Here is a 20,031-nt window from a genome sequence, read left to right on the forward strand (position 1 = left end):
CTTTATTGTTCCAACGCTGCAAGTGTTTCCACCTGCCTGCAAGATAACTAGTCAAGCCCGCCAACATGAAGCGCCTTGACCTCGAGATATTCCTCGATGCCGAGCTGCGATCCTTCGCGCCCCACTCCCGACTGCTTGACACCGCCGAAAGGCGCAACTTCGGTCGAGATCATGCCTGTGTTGAGCCCGACCATACCGAACTCCAGCGCCTCGGCAACACGCCATGAGCGCTTGAGGTTGTCGGTGTAGAAGTAGGCGGCAAGGCCGAACGGCGTACCATTCGCGATGGCGATGGCCTCTTCCTCCGTCTCGAAGCGAAAAAGCGGCGCCACCGGACCGAACGTCTCTTCGGATGCCAGGAGCATCCCGGTAGTAGCCTCTCCCAGCACGACGGGCCGTGCATATTGCTTGCCCTCCGGCACCGTCTCGCTTTGGGCGATGATCTGTGCACCTTTCGCCTGTGCATCCGCGATGTGACGCTCGATCTTGTCGATCGCGGCGGCGTTTATCATCGGGCCGATCTCAGTGCCCTCGTCGGTCCCTGCGCCAACCTTCATCCGCGCCACGCGCCGGCTCAGCTTTTCGGCGAAAGCGTCGTAAACGCCTTCGTGCACGAGAATCCGGTTCGCGCAGACGCAGGTTTGACCACCATTGCGGAACTTGGACGCGATCACCCCTTCAACTGCCTTATCCAGATCGGCGTCGTCAAAGACGATAAAGGGCGCGTTGCCGCCAAGCTCCAGGCTCAGCCGCTTGATGCTATCGGCCGCGCCGCGCATGAGCAGCGCACCGACGCGGGTCGAACCGGTGAACGAGATCTTGCGCACCGTCTGGTTGGCCATCAATTCGTTGCCGATTTCGATGGGCATGCCGGTCACAATGTTGATCACGCCGGCAGGGATACCTGCCCGTTCCGCCAGAACGCCGAGCGCCAGCGCCGAGAATGGTGTAAATTCCGACGGCTTGATGACAACCGTACAACCTGCGGCCAGCGCCGGTGCCACTTTGCGTGCGATCATTGCGTTGGGGAAATTCCACGGCGTGATGATGGCGCAGACGCCGACGGGTTCTTTCAGCACCAGAATGCGGCGATCGGCCGTGGGTGACGGAATGGTCGAGCCACCGATCCGGCGCGCCTCCTCCGCAAACCATTTCACAAAAGATGCGCCGTAGCGGATTTCCGCCACCGCCTCGGCAAGCGGCTTGCCTTGTTCCAGCGTCAGCAGGAGCGCGAGATCCTGTTCGTGCTGACGGATGAGGTCGTGCCAGCGCTCCAGAAGTCCTGCACGCGCGGCATGCGTCCTTTTCCTCCAGCTTTTGAAGGCCTCAGCCGCGGCAGCGATTGCCGCTCTCGTCTCGTTCTCGCCCATTGCGGGAACGGTGCCGAGAACACTTTGGCTAGCAGGGTCAATGACATCGACCACGCCCTTGGTTTCCGCATCCCGCCAGGCACCGCCAATCAGCGCCTGCTGGCGGAAAAGGTCGAAGTCGTTGAACATGCCAATCTTCGTCATCGCATTCATGGTCTTTTCCTCTGCTCTTTCAGGTCAATCCTGCCAGCACGGCCTGCGTGATCGTTTCAGTCCTGTCCTTGCCTGCGATCGTGCCAATCCCCCGCGCGGTTGCGGACTCGATTGCCGACATCACTTGTGCCGCAGCCTGCCCCTCGCCCAGATGCTCGAGCATCATCGCACCGGACCAGATCGCGGCGATCGGATTGGCGACGCCGAGATACGCGATGTCGGGCGCCGAACCATGGACTGGCTCGAACATGGAAGGCGAGCTGCGATCGGGATTGATATTGGCGGAGGCGGCGTAACCCAGCCCGCCCTGAATGGCCGCTCCAATATCGGTGAGGATGTCGCCGAAAAGGTTCGATGCGACGATTACGTCGAGGCTTTCAGGCGCGAGGACCATACGGGCGGCAATGGCGTCGATGTGGTAGTGCGAGACCTCCACATCGGCATAGTCTTTCGCCACCTCGCGCGTGACCTCATCCCAGAAAACCATGGAGTGTTTCTGCGCGTTGGATTTGGTGACAGATGCGAGCTTCCTGCGGCGCGCCTGCGCCTGTTCGAAACCGAAACGGATGATCCGTTCGACACCTGTACGCGTGAAGATCGCAGTCTCAACCGCCACCTCATCGGCCGTGCCGGAATGAACGCGCCCACCGGCGCCGGAGTATTCGCCTTCCGTATTCTCGCGGATGCACAGGATGTCGAAACCATCGGAGCGGAGGGGCCCCTGAACGCCCGGCAACAGCCGGTGCGGTCGTATGTTGGCGTACTGCGTGAATCCTTTCCGGATCGGCAGGAGCAGTCCGTGAAGCGATACTGAGTCGGGCACTTCCGCGGACCAGCCCACAGCGCCGAGATAGATCGCATCGAATTTGCGAAGTGTCTCGATGCCGTCTGACGGCATCATTGCACCGGTCTCCAGGTAGTAGGCGCACGACCATGGGAATCTTGTGTGATCAAGGGCGAAACCGCCCCGTCTTGCCGCCGCCTGCAGCACCTGCCATGCCGCCTGCGTCACGTCCTTGCCGATGCCATCGCCGGGGATGAGCGCTATCTTGTAGGTTTTCATTGATGGAGGTCCCTCATTTGCACTAGCGTCATCGGAACAATAGTGGACCGGCCGCCGCATTTTCCGTCGAGGATGAGCCGTCTGACGGCGTCGAATCGCGTCAGGCGAAACCTGGAAAGCCGATTGTTTTGAAACGCCGCGCGCGCTATTCGGCCGGACCTTGAGTACTGAACTCAGTCGTAAACGCAGACGTAGATCTTGCGCACGGTCTCGATCGTGCGCCAGACGCCGACGAAACCGGGCTTCATCACGAAACTGTCGCCGGCACGGTAGGTCTTGGTCTCACCGCCCTTCTCCTCGATTTCGACGAGACCCGAAACGATGTGGCAGAACTCGTAGATCGTGCCCTTGATCGAATGCGTCTCGCCGGGCGTCGCCTCCCAGACGCCGGTGAGCACCTTTTCTCCCTTCGAGGCATCCTGCGCCCAGGTCTTGAAGGATGGATTGCCGGAAATGAGCCGCTCCGGAGCCGGTAGTGCCTCCTTCGGCGCGAAGTCTGGAACTGTGTCGATCGTGATCAGAAGTGACATGCGATGTTTCCTGGTTAATAACCGAGTGTCCGATCGACGAGGCCGATCAGTTCTTCTCCGGCGCGGTGGCGCCGGATGTTGTCAACGACGGATTGTGCCGCCGTATGCGGTTGCGTCACCGAGGCGATGTGCGGCGTTATCATCACCTTCGGATGCGACCACAGCGGATGGACTTCCGGGAGCGGTTCTGGATCAGTGACATCAAGCATCGCTGCAGATAGGTGACCGGTATCGAGCGCGTTGATCAGCGCGGCCTGGTCCAATTGCGGACCCCTGCCGACATGCACTAGCGTCGCCCCGACGGGCAGCAAGTCGAAGAACTCTGCATCGAGGATGCCGTGCGTTTGTTCTGTGAGCGGGAGCAGGCAGACAAGAATATCCGTTTGCTTCAGAAAGCCCGCGAGTTGGTCCGTGCCGTGAAAACAGGCGACGTCCTCTATCCGCTTTTCGCTGCGGCTCCACCCGGCAAGCGGAAACTGGAACGGCTTCAAGCGCTCGATAGCCGCGCGGGCCAGCATGCCAAGACCGAGGAAGCCAACCCGGCGTTCGGCCGCCTGTCGAGCGGCAATCGGTTGCCAAAGGCACCTTTTCTGCTGCTCGAGATAGGCGGGCATCTCCCGGTGGAGCGCCAATACGCCGAGCGCGACGTATTCCTGCATCATGCGTATGATGCCGTCCTCGACCATGCGCACAAGCTTCACATGGCTTGGCACCACGTCCTGCTTGAACTGGTCGACGCCCGCTCCGATGGAAAACAGCACTTCCAGATTGCGGTAGCGCGAGATCTCATCCGGCACCGTCCAGGTGATGAGATAGCGCACCTTCTCCGGCTCCATCTCGTCCCCGGAATGGAAGAATTCCAGATCCGGGATCTGGCGCGCGAAGATCTCGCGGAAGACCGCAGCACGCGCCGCATCGGAATTGAAAAGAAACGCCATGGTGACCGCCCCTTTCTTCAGCCCGCAAGACGCGCGCCGAGCCCCTCGATCATCTTCCGGCAAGCGGCGAGTTCACCGATCTCGATATATTCGTCGGGACGATGGGCACGGCCGATGTCGCCTGGGCCGCAAACGACCGCATCGATGCCGGCCTGCTGATAAAGCCCGGCCTCCGTGCCGAAACTGACGGCCGTGAGCGGCTCCTGCCCCGTCAGCTCCGTCAGAACGGCCGCCAGCGCGCTCCCGTTCGCGGGCGCAAGGGCGGGATAGGTGCTCAACTCGTGCCACGCCACATCGAAGCCGCTGTCTCGCAGGGCGAAGAGCCGGGCCTTGACCGGCTCAAGCAGGGAGGCTGGAGAAACGCCGGGCACGGCACGCGCCTCGATGTCGGCTGTGCAGTGACCAGCGATGATGTTGACCGCCTGTCCACCGGCGATGACGCCCACCTGCAAGGACGAGTATGGGGGCTCGAAATTTTGATCGCGCGGCCCGTCCGCGAGCGATTGGCCGTAGGCCACGGCATATGTGATGACGCCGGCCATGGCGTGCACGGCATTGAGTCCGAGATCGGGGCGTGACGAATGGCCTGGTCGCCCGATCACCTCGAGCCGCGCGGCGGCCTTCCCCTTGTGCGCGCGCACGGGCTGCATCCGGCTCGGCTCGCCGACAATCGCGCCAAGCGGCCTCTCGCATAAGCTCGGCAACGCTGCCAAGAGATGCGGCACACCGCGGCACCCCGCCTCTTCGTCGTAGGAGAATGCGAGATGAACTGGCTGCCGCAGGTTCATCGCCGCAAGTCCTGGGAGCACGGCCAGTGCGCAGGCGAGGAAGCCCTTCATGTCGGTGGTGCCGCGGCCGTAAAGCCTGCCGCCCTCGCGGCGCAGGACAAACGGGTCCGAGCTCCATTCCGGCTCGCCGGCCGGCACGACATCCATATGTCCGGAGATGATGTAGCCCCGACCCTGGCGCGGGCCGATCGTCACGAAGAGGTTGGACCGGTCGCCCTCGGGACCGGGGAGAACTGTCACCTCGGCTCCGGCTGCCTGACAGTAGTCGCGGATCCAATCGGCGATCGCGCCGTTTGGCGTGCCCACAACAGAGGGAAATGCAATCAGCGTCGCGAGGATTTCTTCCACGTTCATGGCGGTCCGCTCTGCTTGCACACTATCACCGGGTGCAACCAGCCTATCCGCAGGCAGCAGTGTTCCCTGCCGAATTGCGTCGTGCTTTGGCCGAAGATTGCGAAAAAGCACCTCGAACCAGCTAAACCTGCTGGCTTTCCCGTATAATGCTGCGGCAAAAGGGGTATGTCGCGACATGGCGATCGATGACAGGATCAACACCGCGTGCCTTGCGCATTCGTTGAAGGAGCGGATCGATTGAGATGCAGAGATCAGTACGCCTGAAATCCTTCGAACTGGTCGCGCGGGACATTGATGATGTCGACGTCAAGCTACTGCACGCGCTGTCGATCTCAGTCCGCTGGCCTCACCGGCCGAAGGATTGGGACTTTCTGCGCCGTGCCGGACGCGGCATTGTTGCCGTTGATGGTATTGGACGCGTTTTCGGCAGCGCGATGTGGTTTCCCCACGGAGACGATTTCGCCACCATCGGCGTAGTGATCACAACGCCCCGCACGCAAGCGCAAGGAGGCGGCCGATGGCTCATGGACTTGGTGCTCGAGCAGTGCGGCGATCGCAACTTGGCACTCAATGCTACCCACGCTGCCTATCCTCTTTATGTCTCACTCGGCTTCACGACCGAGGCGATCGTATACATGCACCAGGGGGAGGTCCCACAGACGCTCCCAACAATGCCGGCTCTGGACGGTCAATTGCAGGCGCTATCGAGCGACAGTCTGAAGGAGATCACGGCGCAGGATACGCCCGCGTTTGGGACAAACCGCGAGAGGCTGCTCGCGTTGCTCGCAGCGGATGCCTCAATCTGCACTTTGAGCCGCGGCGGCGAGATCGTCGGCTATTCCATGTGTCGCGAGTTCGGACGTGGCCATGTGATCGGCCCCATGGTCGCGCGCAACGATCTCGACGCGGTCCACCTCACAGCCGTGCATCTGAAGGAACTGGCAGGACGATTCACCCGCGTCGACACCCGCGAGAAGGATGGTGTGTTTGCCGCGTTTCTCCAGCAGTGCGGTCTCGGCATTGCCGAGACCGTTACGACAATGTCCAAAGGGCGCCGCTTCCTGAACCGGGAAGACAATGAGCCTTGGGTCTATGGATTGGCCGGCCACGCCTTGAGCTGAATGCAAGCACGCTGTCGCCTTCAACCAGCAGTCAGAGGATCAGGTGATCAGTGCGCGCGTCGATCAACCGGCATGATGCGGTTGCCGTCACGCGGCCGGAACGGCTGCCGCTTCGAATCTGCTCCTAATCCAGGATTCAGTTTCCGCTGCCGACATAATGACCGTCCGACGCCCATCCGCCACGCCATCCACGATGACATGGCCGATGCCGCGCGAGCACGGCTCGATGCGGGCGTTGAGGTGATAGATGTCGCGCAGCAGATCGGATGTGATGACGTCTGGCGATGACCCGCATGCGACCAGCCGGCCGTCCGCGATGACCATTGTCTGATCGCTGAAGCGAAGGGCGTGATTGAGGTCGTGCAGGGCGATCAGCACGACCATGCCTCGCGCCTGAGCAAGTCCCCGCATGAGGCCAAGCACTTCCACCTGCCGCGACAGATCGAGTGCTGATGTCGGTTCGTCCATCAGCAGGATCTCCGGCTCGCGCACCAGCGTTTGTGCCAGGCTGGCGAGTTGCCGCTGGCCGCCGGAAAGCTCGCCAATGTTGCGGAAAGCGATGTCGGCGATGCCGAGCGCCGCCAGCGTCTCGTCAATGCGAGCCAAATCATCATCGCCCACCGAGCAGCCCATACCCTGCTTACGGGCGAGCAACACTGACTCGTAGACGGTGAGCACCGCGTTGGCGGACGTTTCCTGTGGCATGTAGCAGATGCCGCTCTTCCCGCGAATGGCCCCCTCGACATGCATTGCTCCCGGTCCGTCCAGGAGGCCGGCAATGCGCCTGAAGAGCGTCGACTTCCCGGCGGCATTCGGACCGATCACGGCCACGATGTCTCCGCCCTCGAACGCATTCGTCGTCACATCGCGAAGCCGCAGGCTCGTGCCGTAGCGCGCGCCGAGCGCCTCGAGCCGGATCGTCACCATGAGCGCCTCGTGCTGGACAGGATGAGCGAGATGAAGAACGGGATGCCGATCAGCGAGCTGACGATGCCGATCGGGAAGACCGTCCCCGGGATAAGCGACTTACTGACGACCGAGCTGGCCGACAGGATGAGCGCGCCCGCAAGGGCCGAGGCGGGCAGGAAGAAGCGTTGGTCCTCGCCGATGACCATGCGCGCGATGTGCGGACCTACCAGACCGATAAAACCTATGGTGCCGACGAAGGCGACGGGAATGGCGGCGAGGAGGCTCACCAGAATGAGCGTCTCGAGCCGCAGGCGACCGACCTTGACGCCGAAGCTGGCCGCCTTGTCCTCACCGAGCCTCAACGCCGTCAGCGCCCAAACGCGCCGGGCGAAAATGGGTAAGACTGCCAGGAGAATGAATGTGGTGACTGCAAGCTTCGGCCAGGTGGCCTTGCTGAGGCTGCCCATTGTCCAGAAGACGACCGCCGCCAGCGCTTCCGCCGAGGCGAAAAACTGGACCAGCGCCAGCAGCGCGTTGAAGGTGAAAACCAGAGCGATGCCGAGCAGCACGATGGTCTCCGCGCTGACGCCGCGCTTTACGCTTAGTACGTGAATGAGCAAGGGCCCCAGCATCGCCATCACGAAGGCGTTGATCGGCACCACATATTCGACTGCGGCGGGGACAAGCCTCACCCCGAAGGCAAGTGCAAGCGCGGCGCCGAAGCTCGCGGCGGCGGATATGCCGGGCGTGAAGGGGCTCGCCAGCGGGTTGTTGAGGATGGTCTGCAACTGCGCGCCGGCCACGGCGAGCGCTGCCCCGACGACAATGGCCATCAGGGCGACCGGCATGCGGATGTCCCAGAGCACCACGCGCACCTGCTGCGGCACCGTGTCGGGAAACACAAGCGCCCGCATGACCTCGCCAAGTCCGTAGCGGGCGGGACCGACCGCAAGGTCGACGCACAGGCTGAAGAGCAGGGCAGCGCCGAGGCCGGCAAGGATCAACTGCCGCCGCCAGACGAGAGCGCGGTAACGCCCTCGTCCATCGGTGCTGTCGAGCGCGGTGCTGACGGCCGTCGATTCAATCGACATCGGTCAGCGAAACCCAGTGGCCGGGCCGGTATGCTACGGGCAAGAATTTCTCGTGCAACTCTCTGAAGGTCGCCTCGGGATCGAGATCGGCGAAGAGATCCGGATGCAGCCACTTGGCCATCTGCTGGATAGCCACGAACTGATAGGGGCTGTTGTAGAACTGATGCCAGATGGCATGCACCGCGCCATCCTCGACGGCCTTCACGCCGGTCAGCGCCGGCCGCTCGGTCAGCGCCTTCAGCTTGCGCAGCGCCTCTGCCTGATCACGGCCGGGCCCGACGCCGACCCAGGCACCGCCCGGCACATAGGCGTCCCACCATCCGCCGGTGACGATGATCTGATCCGGGTCGGATGCGATGATCTGTTCGGGATTGAGTGTGCCGAACGTGCCGGGGATGATGCCCTTGGCGATGTTGTCGCCGCCTGCCATCTCGACGAATTTGCCGAAATTGTCGTCGCCGAAGCTCATGCAGCAGTCGTCGGAATAGCCGCCGGCGCGTTCGATGAAGACCTTGGGCCGTTCCGGCTTGGCCCGCTCGATGACGTCGGTAACGAGCGCGATCTCGGCGGCGCGCCAGGTGATGAATTCCTCAGCGCGCTCCTCCTTGCCGAACAGCTTGCCAAACAGGCGCATGCTGGGTTCGGTGTTGGTGAAGGGGCGCTCGCGGAAATCGACATAGACCAACGGAATGCCGGCGGCGGCGAGCTTCTCGATATACTTGCCGTCTTCCGTAGCCTGCTTCGATTCGATATTCATCAGGATGACGTCGGGCCTGAGCGAGACGGCCTGCTCGACGTCGAAAGTACCGTCCTTGAAGCCGCCAAAAGTCGGGATCTCCCCCATCCTGGGGAATTTTTCCAGATAGGCGGCGTAATTGTCCGGATCCGCCTGGCTGAAATCCTCGCGCCAGCCAGCGATGCGCTTGAACGGATCCTCGGTGTCGAGTGCCGCGACGAGATAGACCTGCCGGCCCTCACCCAGGATTACCTTCTCAACCGGGACGTTCACCTCGACCTGGCGGCCCGTGATGTCAGTCACTGCAACCATTTCGGCCCTGGCGGCCAGCGTCATCGACAGGGCGGCGATAGCTGCCGCCATCGTCCCTGCTCGGATCCTTCCGAAATTCATCGCGCCCTCTCTTGAAGTGGATTAACCAGAGGTGGCTTAAAAGATGACTTCAGTCTCAAGAAATATCTTTTAGAGCCATTCCAGACTGGTGCGACGAGAAGGGGTCTGGAATGGCGGGCGAGCCCAATTATTCGCTGCGGGACGAGATACGCGACTATTGGTCGGCGCGCGCCGGAACATTCGACCTTTCGGTGGGGCATGAAATCTTCTCACAGCGGGAACGCCTGGCCTGGCACAGGCTGATGCTCAAGCACTTGGGGCCTGGGGATGGGCGTCGCGCGCTCGACCTCGCTTGCGGCACCGGCGTCGTATCCCATCTCATGCACGACCTGGGTTATGCCGTGACCGGGCTCGATTGGTCAGAGGCCATGCTTGCCCGCGCGCGTGCAAAGGCGACGCAGAGCGAAACCGGCATCCGGTTTCTGATCGGCGACGCCGAGCGCACCCTTGAAAAAGGAGAAAGCTACGACGTCCTCGTCACCCGTCATCTCATCTGGACGTTGGTGGATCCGCGAGCGGCATTCGCCGAATGGTTCTCGCTGCTCAAGCCTGGCGGACGGCTGCTGATCATTGATGGTGATTTCGTCAGTGGGACCTGGGTAACCCATCTGCGACAAGTCCTGGAAAGGGCCATTGGCCTGACAGGCGGGCCGGTCCACGGACTGGATCAGGCGATGGCGGACCGCCATCGCAGCATCCTGTCGCGGCTGCACTTTTCGCACGGCGCCAAAGCGGACGAGGTCTGCGCGCTTCTCGTGGAGGCTGGCTTCGAGATACCTGTGGTCGACACCCGGTTCGGCGCGATTCATCGCGCGCAGGCACGGCACATAAACTTCCTCAGGGCGCTGGAACGCTCGACGCAGCATCGCTACGCGATCTGCGCGACCAAGTCGGCCTCGTAGTTGGGGAATTTCTAACGATTTGCTCGCAACAGCCCAGACACGACAGCTCAGGGTGAAAGACCACCGCGGAGAGACTTAGAAAAGAAGCTGTACGGATTGTCCCTGCGCCGAAAGCAGTTTGACGGCCTTCCGGTCAAACGAGACGAAAGTCTCCCCGCCAAGCCAGCCGCCGTCAAAAGCGAGCACGCCGTCCGCGAAATCGCCGCCGGCATCGAGGACTGACAGCCCTGCCTCAACGGCCGGCCGGTTGACGACAACATTCGCGGTGTTCAGCAACGCCCGGATCGCCGCGGCAATATTTTCGGGCTCTGTCTGGTATTGCCGGGCCAGAACCCAAACGAATTCGCACAAGGCCTGCAAGCTCACGGCCACGATGTCCGCTTTGGCCAGCAGGTCGACGGCAATGGCCGCCTGCCTCTCATCGTCGGCGACATAGGCGCGCAGCAGCACATTGGTGTCGGCCGTAATCCTCATTCCTTGCCCGATCCGGCCGCGGCGCCCGCCTCCGCTATCGCCTCGTTGATCTCCTCGATGCTGAGCACCCGGCGGTTCGTCTTGCCTCTGAGGAAGCCGTCAGGCACGTAGATTCGCTCTCGCCACCGTCGTTCGGCAAAATTTGTTGACTTCCCAACGTCGAGTGGATGTCGCAGCTCGCGCGTGACCTCCCGGCGACGAAATTCGAACTCCGGACCCTAGAGTCGAAGTTACCAGTGTCAAAATAGTTGTTTTAGATGAATTACTTAATCAAAACGTCGTTTTCGAAAGCCCTGGAAACCAAGATCATCGGATCGCCTAGAGTTGAGGCTTCCTTTCACTTCAGTCGCTTCTGTTCGCGCGATCGATCTAACCGTTGGGCGACTGAGCAGCATGGAATCGCCGAATTCATGCGTGCGATATCGGTGCTCGGCGAAGGATGCGGAAGCCTTGGCGAGCAGAGCATCGTCGGCAAAGGCGCGCAGGAGCTCGAAATGGCTTTCGCCGGGCTGGTGGACGCCTGTTAGAATCGCATCGACTACGCGAAGTGGCGTGCCCAGCGCGATGCGCCCCCTCGCAACGCCATTTCCGGCACGCACATTGCCGTCGGGGTTGGCAGCTGCCTCAAGCGCGCGCACCACGCTCGTGCCGATTGCGATGATGCGGCTTCCGCGGAGCTTCGCCCGCGCGACCTGCGCCGTCGTGCGTCCGGGGATGCGGTACGGCTCGTCGAAAGGGAGGCGCAAGTCGAGCGCGGGGTCCCCGGTGGAAGACACGCCCGCGGCATGCGTGAGTGTTGCGAAGCCCACGTCGCGCCGACGCCAGGCCTGGAGCGTGCGCCAGTCGAGTGCGAAGCCTGCCGATGGCGCCTCGAACGCCACCGGCCCGGCGGCAATCTTCGTCCAAACATTCCAAAGTGCCAACGGTTCGCGAACATGAGCATATTGGATCGGCCGGCCGTGCTGCGCCAGTCCTGCAAGCACCGCTGCGCGGTTGCCTGGGAAGCGCAACTCGAGAAGGCGAGGATGGTCGAGAAGGCGCTCTATAACGGCTTCAAGCCGACCGAGCCGGAGGCGATCGCCTGGTGACAGCGGGGGCGGAGACAGCCGATTTTCGGTGCGCGTGCGGTGATCGCCCGCGCCGAAGGCAATCGCCAGGAAGTCGGTTGGGTCGGGAAATGTCAGCCAGCCTGCCAGGCGGATCTCGATCGCCTCGTCGCTTCGAATATGCGTGCCGTGGAAGCTGGCAGGCAAGGTCGCGGCGTCATTGGCTACGACCAGATCGCCGCCATCGAACAGTGTCGCGAGTTCAGTGCGCGGCAGGTCGCGCGTCGCCCCGTCCGCCTCGACAACGAGCAGCCGGGCGGCGCGCCGATCCGGACGGTCGGCGGCAATCATCCACGTGCCTCGGCGAGAAGTGTTGCGCCGGCCGGCAACGTGTCGAGCATCTGTTCGATGATCTCGGCAGCAGCCAAGTCGGGACGCTTCAATGTCGACGGATCGGCGTCAGGAAGCGCCAGCGCGTGCAGTGGGGTGTCCATATCGCCAGGGTCTAGCGCGAGGAGCCGGATGCCGTCGGCCTTCCCCTCCTCGTCCCAAATCGCGGTCAGGTGAGCAAGAGCGGCCTTGCTCGCGCCATACGCACCCCAGCCGGGATAGGCGTTCACCGCCGCGTCGCTGGAGATGTTGACCACCAGCGCGCCACGGCCCTCGCGCGCGGACGCGGCAAGTGCACCGAACAGTGCTTTCGTCAGCCGGAACGCGCCGACGAGGTTGACCGCGAGCGCTTTTTCCAGCTCCTCGCACTCGGTATCGGCAAGGAGCGCCAGTGGAACGGGCCCGAGGCTCGAGGCATTGTTGATCAGAACGTCGAGCCCGCCCAGGCTCGCTGTGGCCTGCAACGCGATCGGGTAGATGTCGTCCTTTTTGCCGACGTCGCCGACAATGCCATGTGCGCCCGTCTCGTCAGCGATGCGTTCGACGTCCGCGGCAGTGCGTGCAACGAAGGCGACCGAGGCTCCGTCTTTGGCAAGCTGCCGCACAAGCGCCAGTCCTAGGCCGGAGGTGCCTCCCGTGACTGCTACACGAAGTCCCTGAAGATCGATGTTGGTCAGCATTGCCGATGCTCCTTCAAACCGTATGGCCGAATGGTACAAGCTCAAGTTAACTTGAGGTCAAGCATTCATTCCGTGGATCGATGCCAACCAGATTCACGTATCGCAGCGCAGGTTCGCCTTGTCGGCCAGCGGGCTGATCGCATTTGAGCGGGCCGGCACAGGAGCAGGTGCAGCCGTGATCGGTGCCGAGTCGGATTGCCTTATCGTCTTAGCGCCGCGTATGGGCTGTCGATCAGGCGATTGGCCCCGAGTGCGCCGTGATTATCGGACCAGTGAAGGAGGCGCATCGCCGTGAAAGCGCTATCGGGTTGCGGCTGTGTGTGATCGACCGGTTTAGCATCGCAAACCCCGCCGATTACAGACGCAAGAAGGCCATGGCCATGCGCGAGACGCCGGGAGCGTTCTAACCCACGTGGCCGGGCCGCACTTCTTCGACCGAGCTGCCTTCGCGCTGAATTCAGCCGATCCCGGCGCTGCAACAATGCTTTCATTCCAAATTGGGTTACTCGGGCCGTTCTGCGACAAAGAGAGTATCGGAGAGAAGCCCAAGCCGTTCGCGATCCGCGGCGGGTATACGATCTGAATTTATTCGGGTGACAGCAAAGCCGGCGTCCTCGATACGCTCCTTGATATCCGGTCCGTAGGCTCGCACGTGATCCGATCCACCAAAGCGCTCGTCGCGCTCCCTCAGTGACATAGATGGCGTCGCTTCGATCGTTTGGCGATAAATAAGCGGTACCTGGATCCAGACCTGCCCTCGGGGCTTAAGAGATGACCAAAGTTGCCGAAACACATGCCGATCATCAGGCACGTGTTCCATGACATGACTTAATACGACGATATCGAGATCGCTGGTGCGTCGCATGTCCATCAGGTCAATTTTCACGGTATCCGGCCCGTACCGTCCCGGCTCGAAATCGCCTTTGATTAGGTTGCCTGCTTGAGAGAGTCTCTTTGAAAGACCTTTCTCGCTAGGCGCAATCTGGAGAATTTGAAGCTGCCCCGCCGGCAACTTGATAAGCCTACGGTCTAGAGCACAAATCAAAAACCGCTCGCGATCCACCGCATGACAAAGCGGGCAGACAAGAGTGTACGCTCCGAAACGGTAAAAAGCCGCTATATCGCGATCGCAGGCATTGCAGTGATGAGCCTTGCTCGTCGGGAGGACCGTCAGGGCAAAGGCTCTGAGCCAATCTCGGTATGAACGAAGTTTGCGTGTGACTCGCCGCACCGTGATACGATCACCATAGCTGCGAAAAAGAGATAGAAGTCGGCTTCCCCGAGCATTGTTCTTCCCTGATGGTTTCAGCATGTCGCCTCCAAGGTTTTTTCACCCAAGGGGCAATAATTAGTGCCAGCTTATATGAAGTCGAGTCTGCGGAGCAGCAGGTCTCCCGATCGGTCGCTGGCAATGCAGGGCGTGGGAGCCGGGCCCTCGCTGACGCTCGGACAGCCGCCAGCAGGAACTCGCGCTGGCGGGCTGCCAGTCCCATTGTCCTGTTCGACAACCCAGCCTTTGAAGAGAAAATTCGATCATCGTCATTACTGCGTCTTGTCCGCTGCTTCTCGACAATGGCCCGCATGTCAAATTCGCCGGCCAGTCGCTGCGTGCTGGCCTCGCCTCGTCGGCCGAGGTCGACGAACGCTATGTGCAAAAACAGTTCTGCCATACCTCCTCCGAGATTGCCCGCCTCCATCGGCGCCGCAGACATCGCTTCCGCATCAACGTGACCAGAGCCTCCGGCCTCTAAGGAGGCACCCCCCTCCTCTGCCGTCGTTCCGCCGCTCAGGTTCACGCGAACGCTTTCATCCTGAGGGCCAGCAGACTGATTTTCTGTCATTCGGACAGCCCCGGAGCCTCCGGGCCTGTTTCATCGCCAGGACAGTTGGTCTTTCGGCAGCCGACCGCTCGGATCGAACACGTTCACTTTGTGCGGAAGATCGGGGCCCAGTCCCGTAGCACCAGATTGCGGTCTTCCGTCTCCGCGCCCGGAGCAAAACTCGGCACCAGAATTCCAGCGATGCCTTCAGGCCGCATTCGGTCATATATGGGCCAGGATGCAGGTCTCTCTCCGTCGCTGAGAGCCGTGGCCCACGCGCTGCCCATGTCCGCAAGCGTGACAGAAGATTCTCCCCTGCACGGTGCGTGCCCGCGTGGCGTCTCCCAATACGCAACAAGGCCCCGCGCGGGGCCTTGTCCTATTAATTTTGCCCTGAACTCATTTCCCCATCATCTGCTTGGCATTCTCTGGCGTAATCGCGGTCGTAGCCACCGTCACCGTCGGCTCAACCGACGAAGCACAATCAAGCAGAATCTTCTTCGACATCTCGATCGCCTCCTTGGCGCCGGTCGGGTAGGTGAAGGTTGCCGCCCAGTCGCCCTTGGCCACGGCCTCGATGCCGCCGGCCGGGCCCGGCAGGCCGTCGGTGCCGATAATCTTGACCTGCTTGCCCGCGCCCTTGGCTGCAAGCAGCGCGCCGGCTGCCATCATGTCGTTCGAGGCGTAGAGCACCTTGATGTCGGGGTGCGCTTGCAGCATGGCAGAAAAAGCGGTCTGAGCTTTGTCGGGCACCCAGTCGGCGGCCTGCTCGGCCACCACCTGGATCTTGCCATTTTCCTTCACACCATCCTTGAATCCGTTGAGCCGCTCCACTGCCGGCGTCGAACTTGGCAGGCCTTCAAGCACCGCTGCCTCGCCCCCTTCGGGGAGCAGCGTCTTTGCGGTGTACTTGCCCGCTTCGAGCGCGATCTTGTAATTGTCGCCGCCGATGAAGGCGGTGTAGTCTTTACCTGGGTCGCCTACCGTCTTGCGGTCGAGCTCGATCACGGGAATGCCGGCATCCATGGCGCGCTTCACCGCCGGGGTCAGGGGCGCTGCCTCGAAGGGCGAGATCAAGAGCAGATCGACTTTTTGAGTGATGAAGTTGTCGACCTGCGATGTCTGCGTGTTGACGTTGCCGGCGCCATCGGCGATCTGCAGCGTGAACTGCGACACTTCCTTGACCGCCGCGCTCAGTTCGTCATTGACATGCTGGCGGTAGGGCTCGGCGTTGTTTGCCTGCGAAAAGCCGATGATGAACTGGCCGTCCTTGGCGCAGGCCTTGACCATTGGGTCAGCGGCCTCTGCGGTGCCCGCCATGCACAGGCACGTGCCGGCGAGCAGTCCAAGCCGCCAGGCACGCCACGATCCTCGTTCTGTGGTTCTCATGCTCTCTCTCCTCCTTTTTAGGGCCGCTGCGGCCACACCTTGGTTTCTAACGCCTTCCATCTGCCCGCCGTCTGCCTGCTATCTGCCCAAACCCTCGCGGCGGCGCACGAGAGATTGAAGCACGGCCGCCAGGACGATGATCGCGGCCGTCGCGAGCAGCTGCATGGCGGGGGTAATGTTGTTAAGCTGAAGGATGTTGGCGAGCGCGCCGAGCATGATGGTGCCGGCGACGGTGCCGACCATCGAGCCGGCGCCGCCGAACAGGCTGGTGCCGCCGATGACCACGGCCGCGATTGCGGTGAGCTCATAGCCCATACCGTCATTGGCGCTGCCGAAGTTGAATTGACCGGCGTGCACGATGCCGGCAAGGGCGGCGGCAAAGCCGGTGATAGCGTAAACCGAGATCTTGACCATCGAGACCGGCACGCCGGAAATGCGCGCGGCCCGCTCGTTGCCGCCGACGGCAAAGACATAGCGGCCGAAGCGCGTGGTGTTCAATACCAAGGTGGCAATGGCGGCGAAGACGATGAAGACAATGGTCGCCACCGGCACGGTGTTGTTGAACAGACGCTCGCCCAGCACCGCGAAAACAGGTGGCGCCAGGCCGGGACCATCGCCATAGGAAATGTTGATGTACTGGTTGCCCGATACGACCAGCGCGAGCCCCCGCGCCGCCTGCAGGCCGGCGAGCGTGACAATGAACGGCTCGAGGCGAAAGCGGCTGGAAATCATGCCCTGGATCATGCCGAAGACGGTGCCCATTGCCAGCACAGCAAGGACGGTCGGGATAAGCCCGAAGCCGCCGGAGATCATCATCGTTGCGGTAACCACGCTGGAGAGACCGAGCACGGCGCCCACTGAAAGGTCGATGCCGGCGGTGATGATGACGAAGGTCATGCCGATGGCAATGATGCCTGTTTCAGACACCGCACGCACTATGTTGGCCATGTTGTCGGGCGCAAGGAACAGGATCTCGCCATGGCGCCTCGGCGAGAAGATGACGCCGCCCATCGCGACCAGCACCAGGCCGATCAAGCTCTGGAAGCGCACGACCAAAGCGAGCGGATCGCGATGCACCGGTGCTGCCGCCAACGGCACGCCTGCAGCCGAAGTCGTCTCGTCAGACATCAGGTCTCCTTGCCGTTTGCTGCGGCCAGCACCGTGTGCTCGTCGACGCCGCCGATGAATTCCGCTACGTTGCGCCCCTGGCGCAGTACTACGATGCGATCGCATAGGCCGATCAGCTCAGGCATTTCGCTGGAGGCGACCAGAATGCCCAACCCTTGAGCGGCCAGTTGCCTCAGCCGCGCATAGATCTCGCCTTTGGCACCGACATCGACGCCGCGCGTCGGCTCGTCGAGCAGCAGAAGACGCGGATTGCCTAAGATTTCCTTGGCCAGTACCACCTTCTGCTGGTTGCCACCTGAAAGCGCGCCGACGGCGATGTCGGGGTTCTTTGGCCGGATGTCGAACTGACCGAAGGATTGTTTCACCGCCTCCGCCTGCCGGCCCGGCGACATCAGTCCGGCCGGCGAGAGGCGGCGGATCACCGACATGACCAGGTTGAGGCCGACCGCCATCCTCAGCATTAGTCCGCTGCCGCGACGGTCGTCCGTGACGAAGGCGATGCCGGCCGCTCGCGCCGCCCTGATTGAATTGAGCTTCACCTGACGGCCATCGAGGGCGACATCGCCCTCCCAGTGGCCGGAGAGGCCGGTGCCATAAAGCGCGCTGAGAAGTTCGGTCCGCCCTGCCCCCATGATGCCGGCCAGTCCGACGATCTCCCCTTCATGCACATCGAGCGAAAGCCCTGTCGGGGCCTGCCAGCCGGCACTGTCGCGCACCAGCCGGAAGCTTGCATCGCGCAAGCTGAGCAGTGCCCGGCCGACCGCTTTAGCGCGCTGGGGATAAAGCTCGTCGAGCGGACGCCCCACCAGCAGCCGCACCAACTCGGCTTGCGGCGCGTGCGGCTCGGTGACGCCGGCGACGCGCCCGTCGCGCATCACCGTTACCCGGTCTGCAATCTCGGGCACTTCCTCCAGCCGATGCGAGATATAGACGATGCCGATGCCGCTGGCGGCGAGCTTGCGCATGATGTCGAACAGCCTTTCGACCTCACCCACCGTCAGGGCCGCCGTCGGCTCGTCCATGATCAGTACGCGCGATGCGTAGGACAGCGCCTTGACGATCGCCACCACCTGGCGCTGGCCGATCGAGAGATCGGCGACCAGTCGTGCCGGGTCAATGGCGAGTTCGATCGCTTCCAGCCGTCTGCGGGCCTCACGGCGCATCGCGGCCACATCGAGCAAGCCGCCCGGGCGCATTAACTCGCGGCCTAGGAAGAGGTTCGACGCCACATCGAGCGTCGGTACGAGATCGAGCTCCTGGAAGATAGTGGCTATGCCGGCGCCCTGCGCTTCGCGTGGATTGCTGAAGCGCACTGGCTTGCCGTCGATCTCAATCGTGCCTTCGTCCGCCGCGTAGACGCCCGACAGCAGGTTCATCAACGTCGATTTGCCGGCCCCGTTCTCACCGAGAAGGGCGTGGATTTCACCGGCCCTGAGGTCGAAATCGACGCCGCGCAGAGCCTGGACACCACCGAAGCGCTTGACCGCGCCGGTGACCGAAAGCAGCGGCGCGTTCATGTCGGCCTCGCACAGGATTGGCGGGCATGAAGCGTGGCCTGGAGTCGGACGGTGCGCGGCTCCGTCGCGGAGGATGCGATGCGAGCGCTGAGCAAAGCGGCCGCCTGCCGGCCGATCTCGGCGCAAGGCTGCGCCACCAGCGTCAGCCGCGGCTCGAAACAATCGGCCCATTCGAAGTCGTCGAAGCCGGCAAGCGAAAGATCGCCCGGTATCGCCAGGCCCATTTCGCGGATCGCGCGGACTGCCCCGATCGTCGTCATGTTGTTGCCGGTGACCAAGGCCGTGGGTGGCGACGGCAAAGACAGTATGACGCGGGTAGATGCTGTCGCGGACGCGGTGTCGACGTTCCCGACCGACAAATAGTCCGGCAGGCAGTCAAGTCCGTTGGCGGCCAGGGCCGACCGGAACGCCTCGACGCGTTCACGGGTCGTCGCCAAGCCCGGCTGGCCAGCGACGAAGCCGATCCGCTTGTGGCCGAAGGAGGCGACGTGATCGATAAGGGCTCGCATTGCCGAATGGTTTTCGACGCCGATCTGGTCGAAGCGCTCGTCGGCCAAGCGGTCGATCAAGACGCAGGGCAACTTCTTCTCGGCAAGATAGTCGATCGCCCGCTGCGGCGCGCCCGATGGCGCCAGAATGACGCCGTCGACCCGCCGCTGATGGAAAGCACGGACCACCGAAAGTTCGCGATCCGGGTCGTCCTGGGTGTCGGACAGGAAAACCATAAGACCGAGACGCGCGCACTCGGCCTCCACTGCGCAGATGATGTCGGTGAAATAGGGATTGGAAATTGCCGAGATTGCCAGGCCGACGCTGTTGGTCGTCGAGGCTTTGAGAGACCGCGCCAGCTCATTGGGCTGATAGCCCATCGAGGCAATCACGTCGTTGATGAGCTTCGCCTTCTCGGGCGATACAAAACGGGTACGGTTGACTACATGCGACACGGTCGAAACCGACACGCCCGCGCGGCGCGCCACTTCAGCCATTGTCGGCATGGCGGCTCAAATGGGGTGCTCGCAAGCGCTCCTCCCTAACTGCGTTTCCGTCCGCTCTTGTTCTGATTGGCGGATTGAGCGAAACGATATCGCAATCGAAACGTTTGCGCAATCGTTTCGATGCTCAATATGCCGAAAAACGAGATCAGCGGCAGTTCTAGGTGATTGTCAAATGGCGCAATGATGAGGGGCCGTTTCTAACCTCTCGAAAATGGCCAATTGTAGCGCTGTCAGCGCAACGCCT

The 20,031-nt window shown here is 62.3% G+C and carries 18 protein-coding genes and 2 pseudogenes; 3 read left to right on the forward strand and 17 right to left on the reverse strand.

The window, feature by feature from the left end; translation table 11 throughout:
- Nucleotides 1-47: 47 nt before the first annotated feature.
- The 5 genes from NKH21_RS19445 to argE all read right to left on the reverse strand — a co-directional run bounded on the left by NKH21_RS19445 (nt 48) and on the right by argE (nt 5,196).
- Nucleotides 48-1,523, reverse strand: a complete 1,476-nt coding sequence (locus tag NKH21_RS19445) for an NAD-dependent succinate-semialdehyde dehydrogenase (RefSeq protein WP_352866968.1) — start codon at nt 1,521-1,523, stop codon at nt 48-50.
- 19 nt (nt 1,524-1,542) lie between these two features.
- Nucleotides 1,543-2,586, reverse strand: a complete 1,044-nt coding sequence (locus NKH21_RS19450) for a tartrate dehydrogenase (protein ID WP_352866971.1) — start codon at nt 2,584-2,586, stop codon at nt 1,543-1,545.
- A gap of 173 nt (nt 2,587-2,759) precedes the next feature.
- A complete protein-coding gene (locus tag NKH21_RS19455; protein WP_023678793.1) occupies nt 2,760-3,116 on the reverse strand; it encodes a cupin domain-containing protein in 357 nt (118 codons plus the stop codon).
- A 14-nt stretch (nt 3,117-3,130) separates the two neighbouring features.
- Nucleotides 3,131-4,054, reverse strand: a complete 924-nt coding sequence (locus NKH21_RS19460) for a 2-hydroxyacid dehydrogenase (RefSeq protein ID WP_352866974.1) — start codon at nt 4,052-4,054, stop codon at nt 3,131-3,133.
- Between the two features lie 17 nt (nt 4,055-4,071).
- Nucleotides 4,072-5,196, reverse strand: a complete 1,125-nt coding sequence (argE, locus tag NKH21_RS19465) for an acetylornithine deacetylase (protein ID WP_352665724.1) — start codon at nt 5,194-5,196, stop codon at nt 4,072-4,074.
- Nucleotides 5,197-5,438: 242 nt separating this feature from the next.
- Between argE and NKH21_RS19470 the strand changes: the two genes are divergently transcribed.
- Nucleotides 5,439-6,317, forward strand: coding sequence for a GNAT family N-acetyltransferase (locus NKH21_RS19470; RefSeq protein WP_352665725.1), 879 nt, complete (start codon nt 5,439-5,441; stop codon nt 6,315-6,317).
- An 87-nt stretch (nt 6,318-6,404) separates the two neighbouring features.
- On the opposite strand, the gene NKH21_RS19475 is transcribed toward NKH21_RS19470, so the two are convergent.
- From NKH21_RS19475 to NKH21_RS19485, 3 genes are read right to left on the reverse strand one after another with little or no spacing between them, the layout of a single operon-like run.
- Nucleotides 6,405-7,244, reverse strand: coding sequence for an ABC transporter ATP-binding protein (locus NKH21_RS19475; RefSeq protein WP_352665727.1), 840 nt, complete (start codon nt 7,242-7,244; stop codon nt 6,405-6,407).
- Nucleotides 7,238-8,317: a FecCD family ABC transporter permease gene (locus NKH21_RS19480; RefSeq protein ID WP_352665728.1), complete on the reverse strand. Its 1,080-nt coding sequence runs from the start codon at nt 8,315-8,317 to the stop codon at nt 7,238-7,240. The genes NKH21_RS19475 and NKH21_RS19480 overlap by 7 nt, the downstream gene beginning before the upstream one ends.
- Nucleotides 8,307-9,416, reverse strand: coding sequence for an ABC transporter substrate-binding protein (locus NKH21_RS19485; RefSeq protein WP_352665807.1), 1,110 nt, complete (start codon nt 9,414-9,416; stop codon nt 8,307-8,309). Before NKH21_RS19485 ends, NKH21_RS19480 begins: the two co-directional genes overlap by 11 nt.
- 140 nt (nt 9,417-9,556) lie before the next feature.
- On the opposite strand from NKH21_RS19485, the gene NKH21_RS19490 reads away from it, so the two are divergent.
- Nucleotides 9,557-10,348: a class I SAM-dependent methyltransferase gene (locus NKH21_RS19490; RefSeq protein WP_352665729.1), complete on the forward strand. Its 792-nt coding sequence runs from the start codon at nt 9,557-9,559 to the stop codon at nt 10,346-10,348.
- Between the two features lie 75 nt (nt 10,349-10,423).
- Here the strand turns inward: NKH21_RS19490 and NKH21_RS19495 are convergent, their stop codons facing one another.
- From NKH21_RS19495 to NKH21_RS19510, 4 genes are all read right to left on the reverse strand, one after another.
- Nucleotides 10,424-10,822: a type II toxin-antitoxin system VapC family toxin gene (locus NKH21_RS19495; protein ID WP_352665730.1), complete on the reverse strand. Its 399-nt coding sequence runs from the start codon at nt 10,820-10,822 to the stop codon at nt 10,424-10,426.
- 266 nt (nt 10,823-11,088) lie between these two features.
- Nucleotides 11,089-12,219 (reverse strand): S-adenosylmethionine:tRNA ribosyltransferase-isomerase, encoded by a 1,131-nt coding sequence (locus tag NKH21_RS19500; RefSeq protein ID WP_352665731.1) that lies wholly within the window; start codon nt 12,217-12,219, stop codon nt 11,089-11,091.
- Nucleotides 12,216-12,938: an SDR family NAD(P)-dependent oxidoreductase gene (locus NKH21_RS19505; protein WP_352665732.1), complete on the reverse strand. Its 723-nt coding sequence runs from the start codon at nt 12,936-12,938 to the stop codon at nt 12,216-12,218. The genes NKH21_RS19500 and NKH21_RS19505 overlap by 4 nt, the downstream gene beginning before the upstream one ends.
- A 502-nt stretch (nt 12,939-13,440) precedes the next feature.
- On the reverse strand, nt 13,441-14,250 hold the full coding sequence (locus NKH21_RS19510) for a class I SAM-dependent methyltransferase (RefSeq protein WP_352665733.1): 810 nt from the start codon (nt 14,248-14,250) through the stop codon (nt 13,441-13,443).
- A 274-nt stretch (nt 14,251-14,524) separates the two neighbouring features.
- Here NKH21_RS19510 and NKH21_RS19515 point away from each other — a divergent pair.
- A pseudogene (locus NKH21_RS19515) lies at nt 14,525-14,689 on the forward strand (integrase); the annotation flags it as partial.
- A gap of 120 nt (nt 14,690-14,809) precedes the next feature.
- On the opposite strand, the pseudogene NKH21_RS19520 reads toward NKH21_RS19515, so the two are convergent.
- The 5 genes and pseudogenes from NKH21_RS19520 to NKH21_RS19540 all read right to left on the reverse strand — a co-directional run.
- Nucleotides 14,810-15,075, reverse strand: a pseudogene (locus NKH21_RS19520) (RES domain-containing protein); the annotation flags it as partial.
- 82 nt (nt 15,076-15,157) lie between these two features.
- Nucleotides 15,158-16,147, reverse strand: coding sequence for a substrate-binding domain-containing protein (locus NKH21_RS19525; RefSeq protein WP_352665734.1), 990 nt, complete (start codon nt 16,145-16,147; stop codon nt 15,158-15,160).
- Nucleotides 16,148-16,225: 78 nt separating this feature from the next.
- Nucleotides 16,226-17,275, reverse strand: coding sequence for an ABC transporter permease (locus tag NKH21_RS19530; RefSeq protein ID WP_352665735.1), 1,050 nt, complete (start codon nt 17,273-17,275; stop codon nt 16,226-16,228).
- Entirely contained in the window at nt 17,275-18,792 is a 1,518-nt protein-coding gene (locus NKH21_RS19535; protein ID WP_352665737.1) for a sugar ABC transporter ATP-binding protein, read from the reverse strand. The genes NKH21_RS19530 and NKH21_RS19535 overlap by 1 nt, the downstream gene beginning before the upstream one ends.
- Nucleotides 18,789-19,787, reverse strand: coding sequence for a LacI family DNA-binding transcriptional regulator (locus NKH21_RS19540; RefSeq protein WP_352866980.1), 999 nt, complete (start codon nt 19,785-19,787; stop codon nt 18,789-18,791). Before NKH21_RS19540 ends, NKH21_RS19535 begins: the two co-directional genes overlap by 4 nt.
- Nucleotides 19,788-20,031: the final 244 nt, after the last annotated feature.

The sequence above is a fragment of the Mesorhizobium sp. M1329 genome (assembly GCF_040318035.1).
GTDB lineage: Bacteria > Pseudomonadota > Alphaproteobacteria > Rhizobiales > Rhizobiaceae > Mesorhizobium.

Bases quoted from the DNA above. Each gene is read 5' to 3' on its own strand.
- NKH21_RS19540 (WP_352866980.1), bottom strand. From the start codon at position 19,787: ATGCCGACAATGGCTGAAGTGGCGCGCCGCGCGGGCGTGTCGGTTTCG.
- NKH21_RS19475 (WP_352665727.1), bottom strand. From the start codon at position 7,244: ATGGTGACGATCCGGCTCGAGGCGCTCGGCGCGCGCTACGGCACGAGC.
- NKH21_RS19535 (WP_352665737.1), bottom strand. From the start codon at position 18,792: ATGAACGCGCCGCTGCTTTCGGTCACCGGCGCGGTCAAGCGCTTCGGT.
- NKH21_RS19450 (WP_352866971.1), bottom strand. From the start codon at position 2,586: ATGAAAACCTACAAGATAGCGCTCATCCCCGGCGATGGCATCGGCAAG.
- NKH21_RS19470 (WP_352665725.1), top strand. From the start codon at position 5,439: ATGCAGAGATCAGTACGCCTGAAATCCTTCGAACTGGTCGCGCGGGAC.
- NKH21_RS19510 (WP_352665733.1), bottom strand. From the start codon at position 14,250: ATGCTGAAACCATCAGGGAAGAACAATGCTCGGGGAAGCCGACTTCTA.
- NKH21_RS19460 (WP_352866974.1), bottom strand. From the start codon at position 4,054: ATGGCGTTTCTTTTCAATTCCGATGCGGCGCGTGCTGCGGTCTTCCGC.
- argE (WP_352665724.1), bottom strand. From the start codon at position 5,196: ATGAACGTGGAAGAAATCCTCGCGACGCTGATTGCATTTCCCTCTGTT.
- NKH21_RS19455 (WP_023678793.1), bottom strand. From the start codon at position 3,116: ATGTCACTTCTGATCACGATCGACACAGTTCCAGACTTCGCGCCGAAG.
- NKH21_RS19525 (WP_352665734.1), bottom strand. From the start codon at position 16,147: ATGAGAACCACAGAACGAGGATCGTGGCGTGCCTGGCGGCTTGGACTG.
- NKH21_RS19495 (WP_352665730.1), bottom strand. From the start codon at position 10,822: ATGAGGATTACGGCCGACACCAATGTGCTGCTGCGCGCCTATGTCGCC.
- NKH21_RS19485 (WP_352665807.1), bottom strand. From the start codon at position 9,416: ATGGCGGCAGCTATCGCCGCCCTGTCGATGACGCTGGCCGCCAGGGCC.
- NKH21_RS19445 (WP_352866968.1), bottom strand. From the start codon at position 1,523: ATGAATGCGATGACGAAGATTGGCATGTTCAACGACTTCGACCTTTTC.
- NKH21_RS19505 (WP_352665732.1), bottom strand. From the start codon at position 12,938: ATGCTGACCAACATCGATCTTCAGGGACTTCGTGTAGCAGTCACGGGA.
- NKH21_RS19490 (WP_352665729.1), top strand. From the start codon at position 9,557: ATGGCGGGCGAGCCCAATTATTCGCTGCGGGACGAGATACGCGACTAT.
- NKH21_RS19480 (WP_352665728.1), bottom strand. From the start codon at position 8,317: ATGTCGATTGAATCGACGGCCGTCAGCACCGCGCTCGACAGCACCGAT.
- NKH21_RS19530 (WP_352665735.1), bottom strand. From the start codon at position 17,275: ATGTCTGACGAGACGACTTCGGCTGCAGGCGTGCCGTTGGCGGCAGCA.
- NKH21_RS19500 (WP_352665731.1), bottom strand. From the start codon at position 12,219: ATGATTGCCGCCGACCGTCCGGATCGGCGCGCCGCCCGGCTGCTCGTT.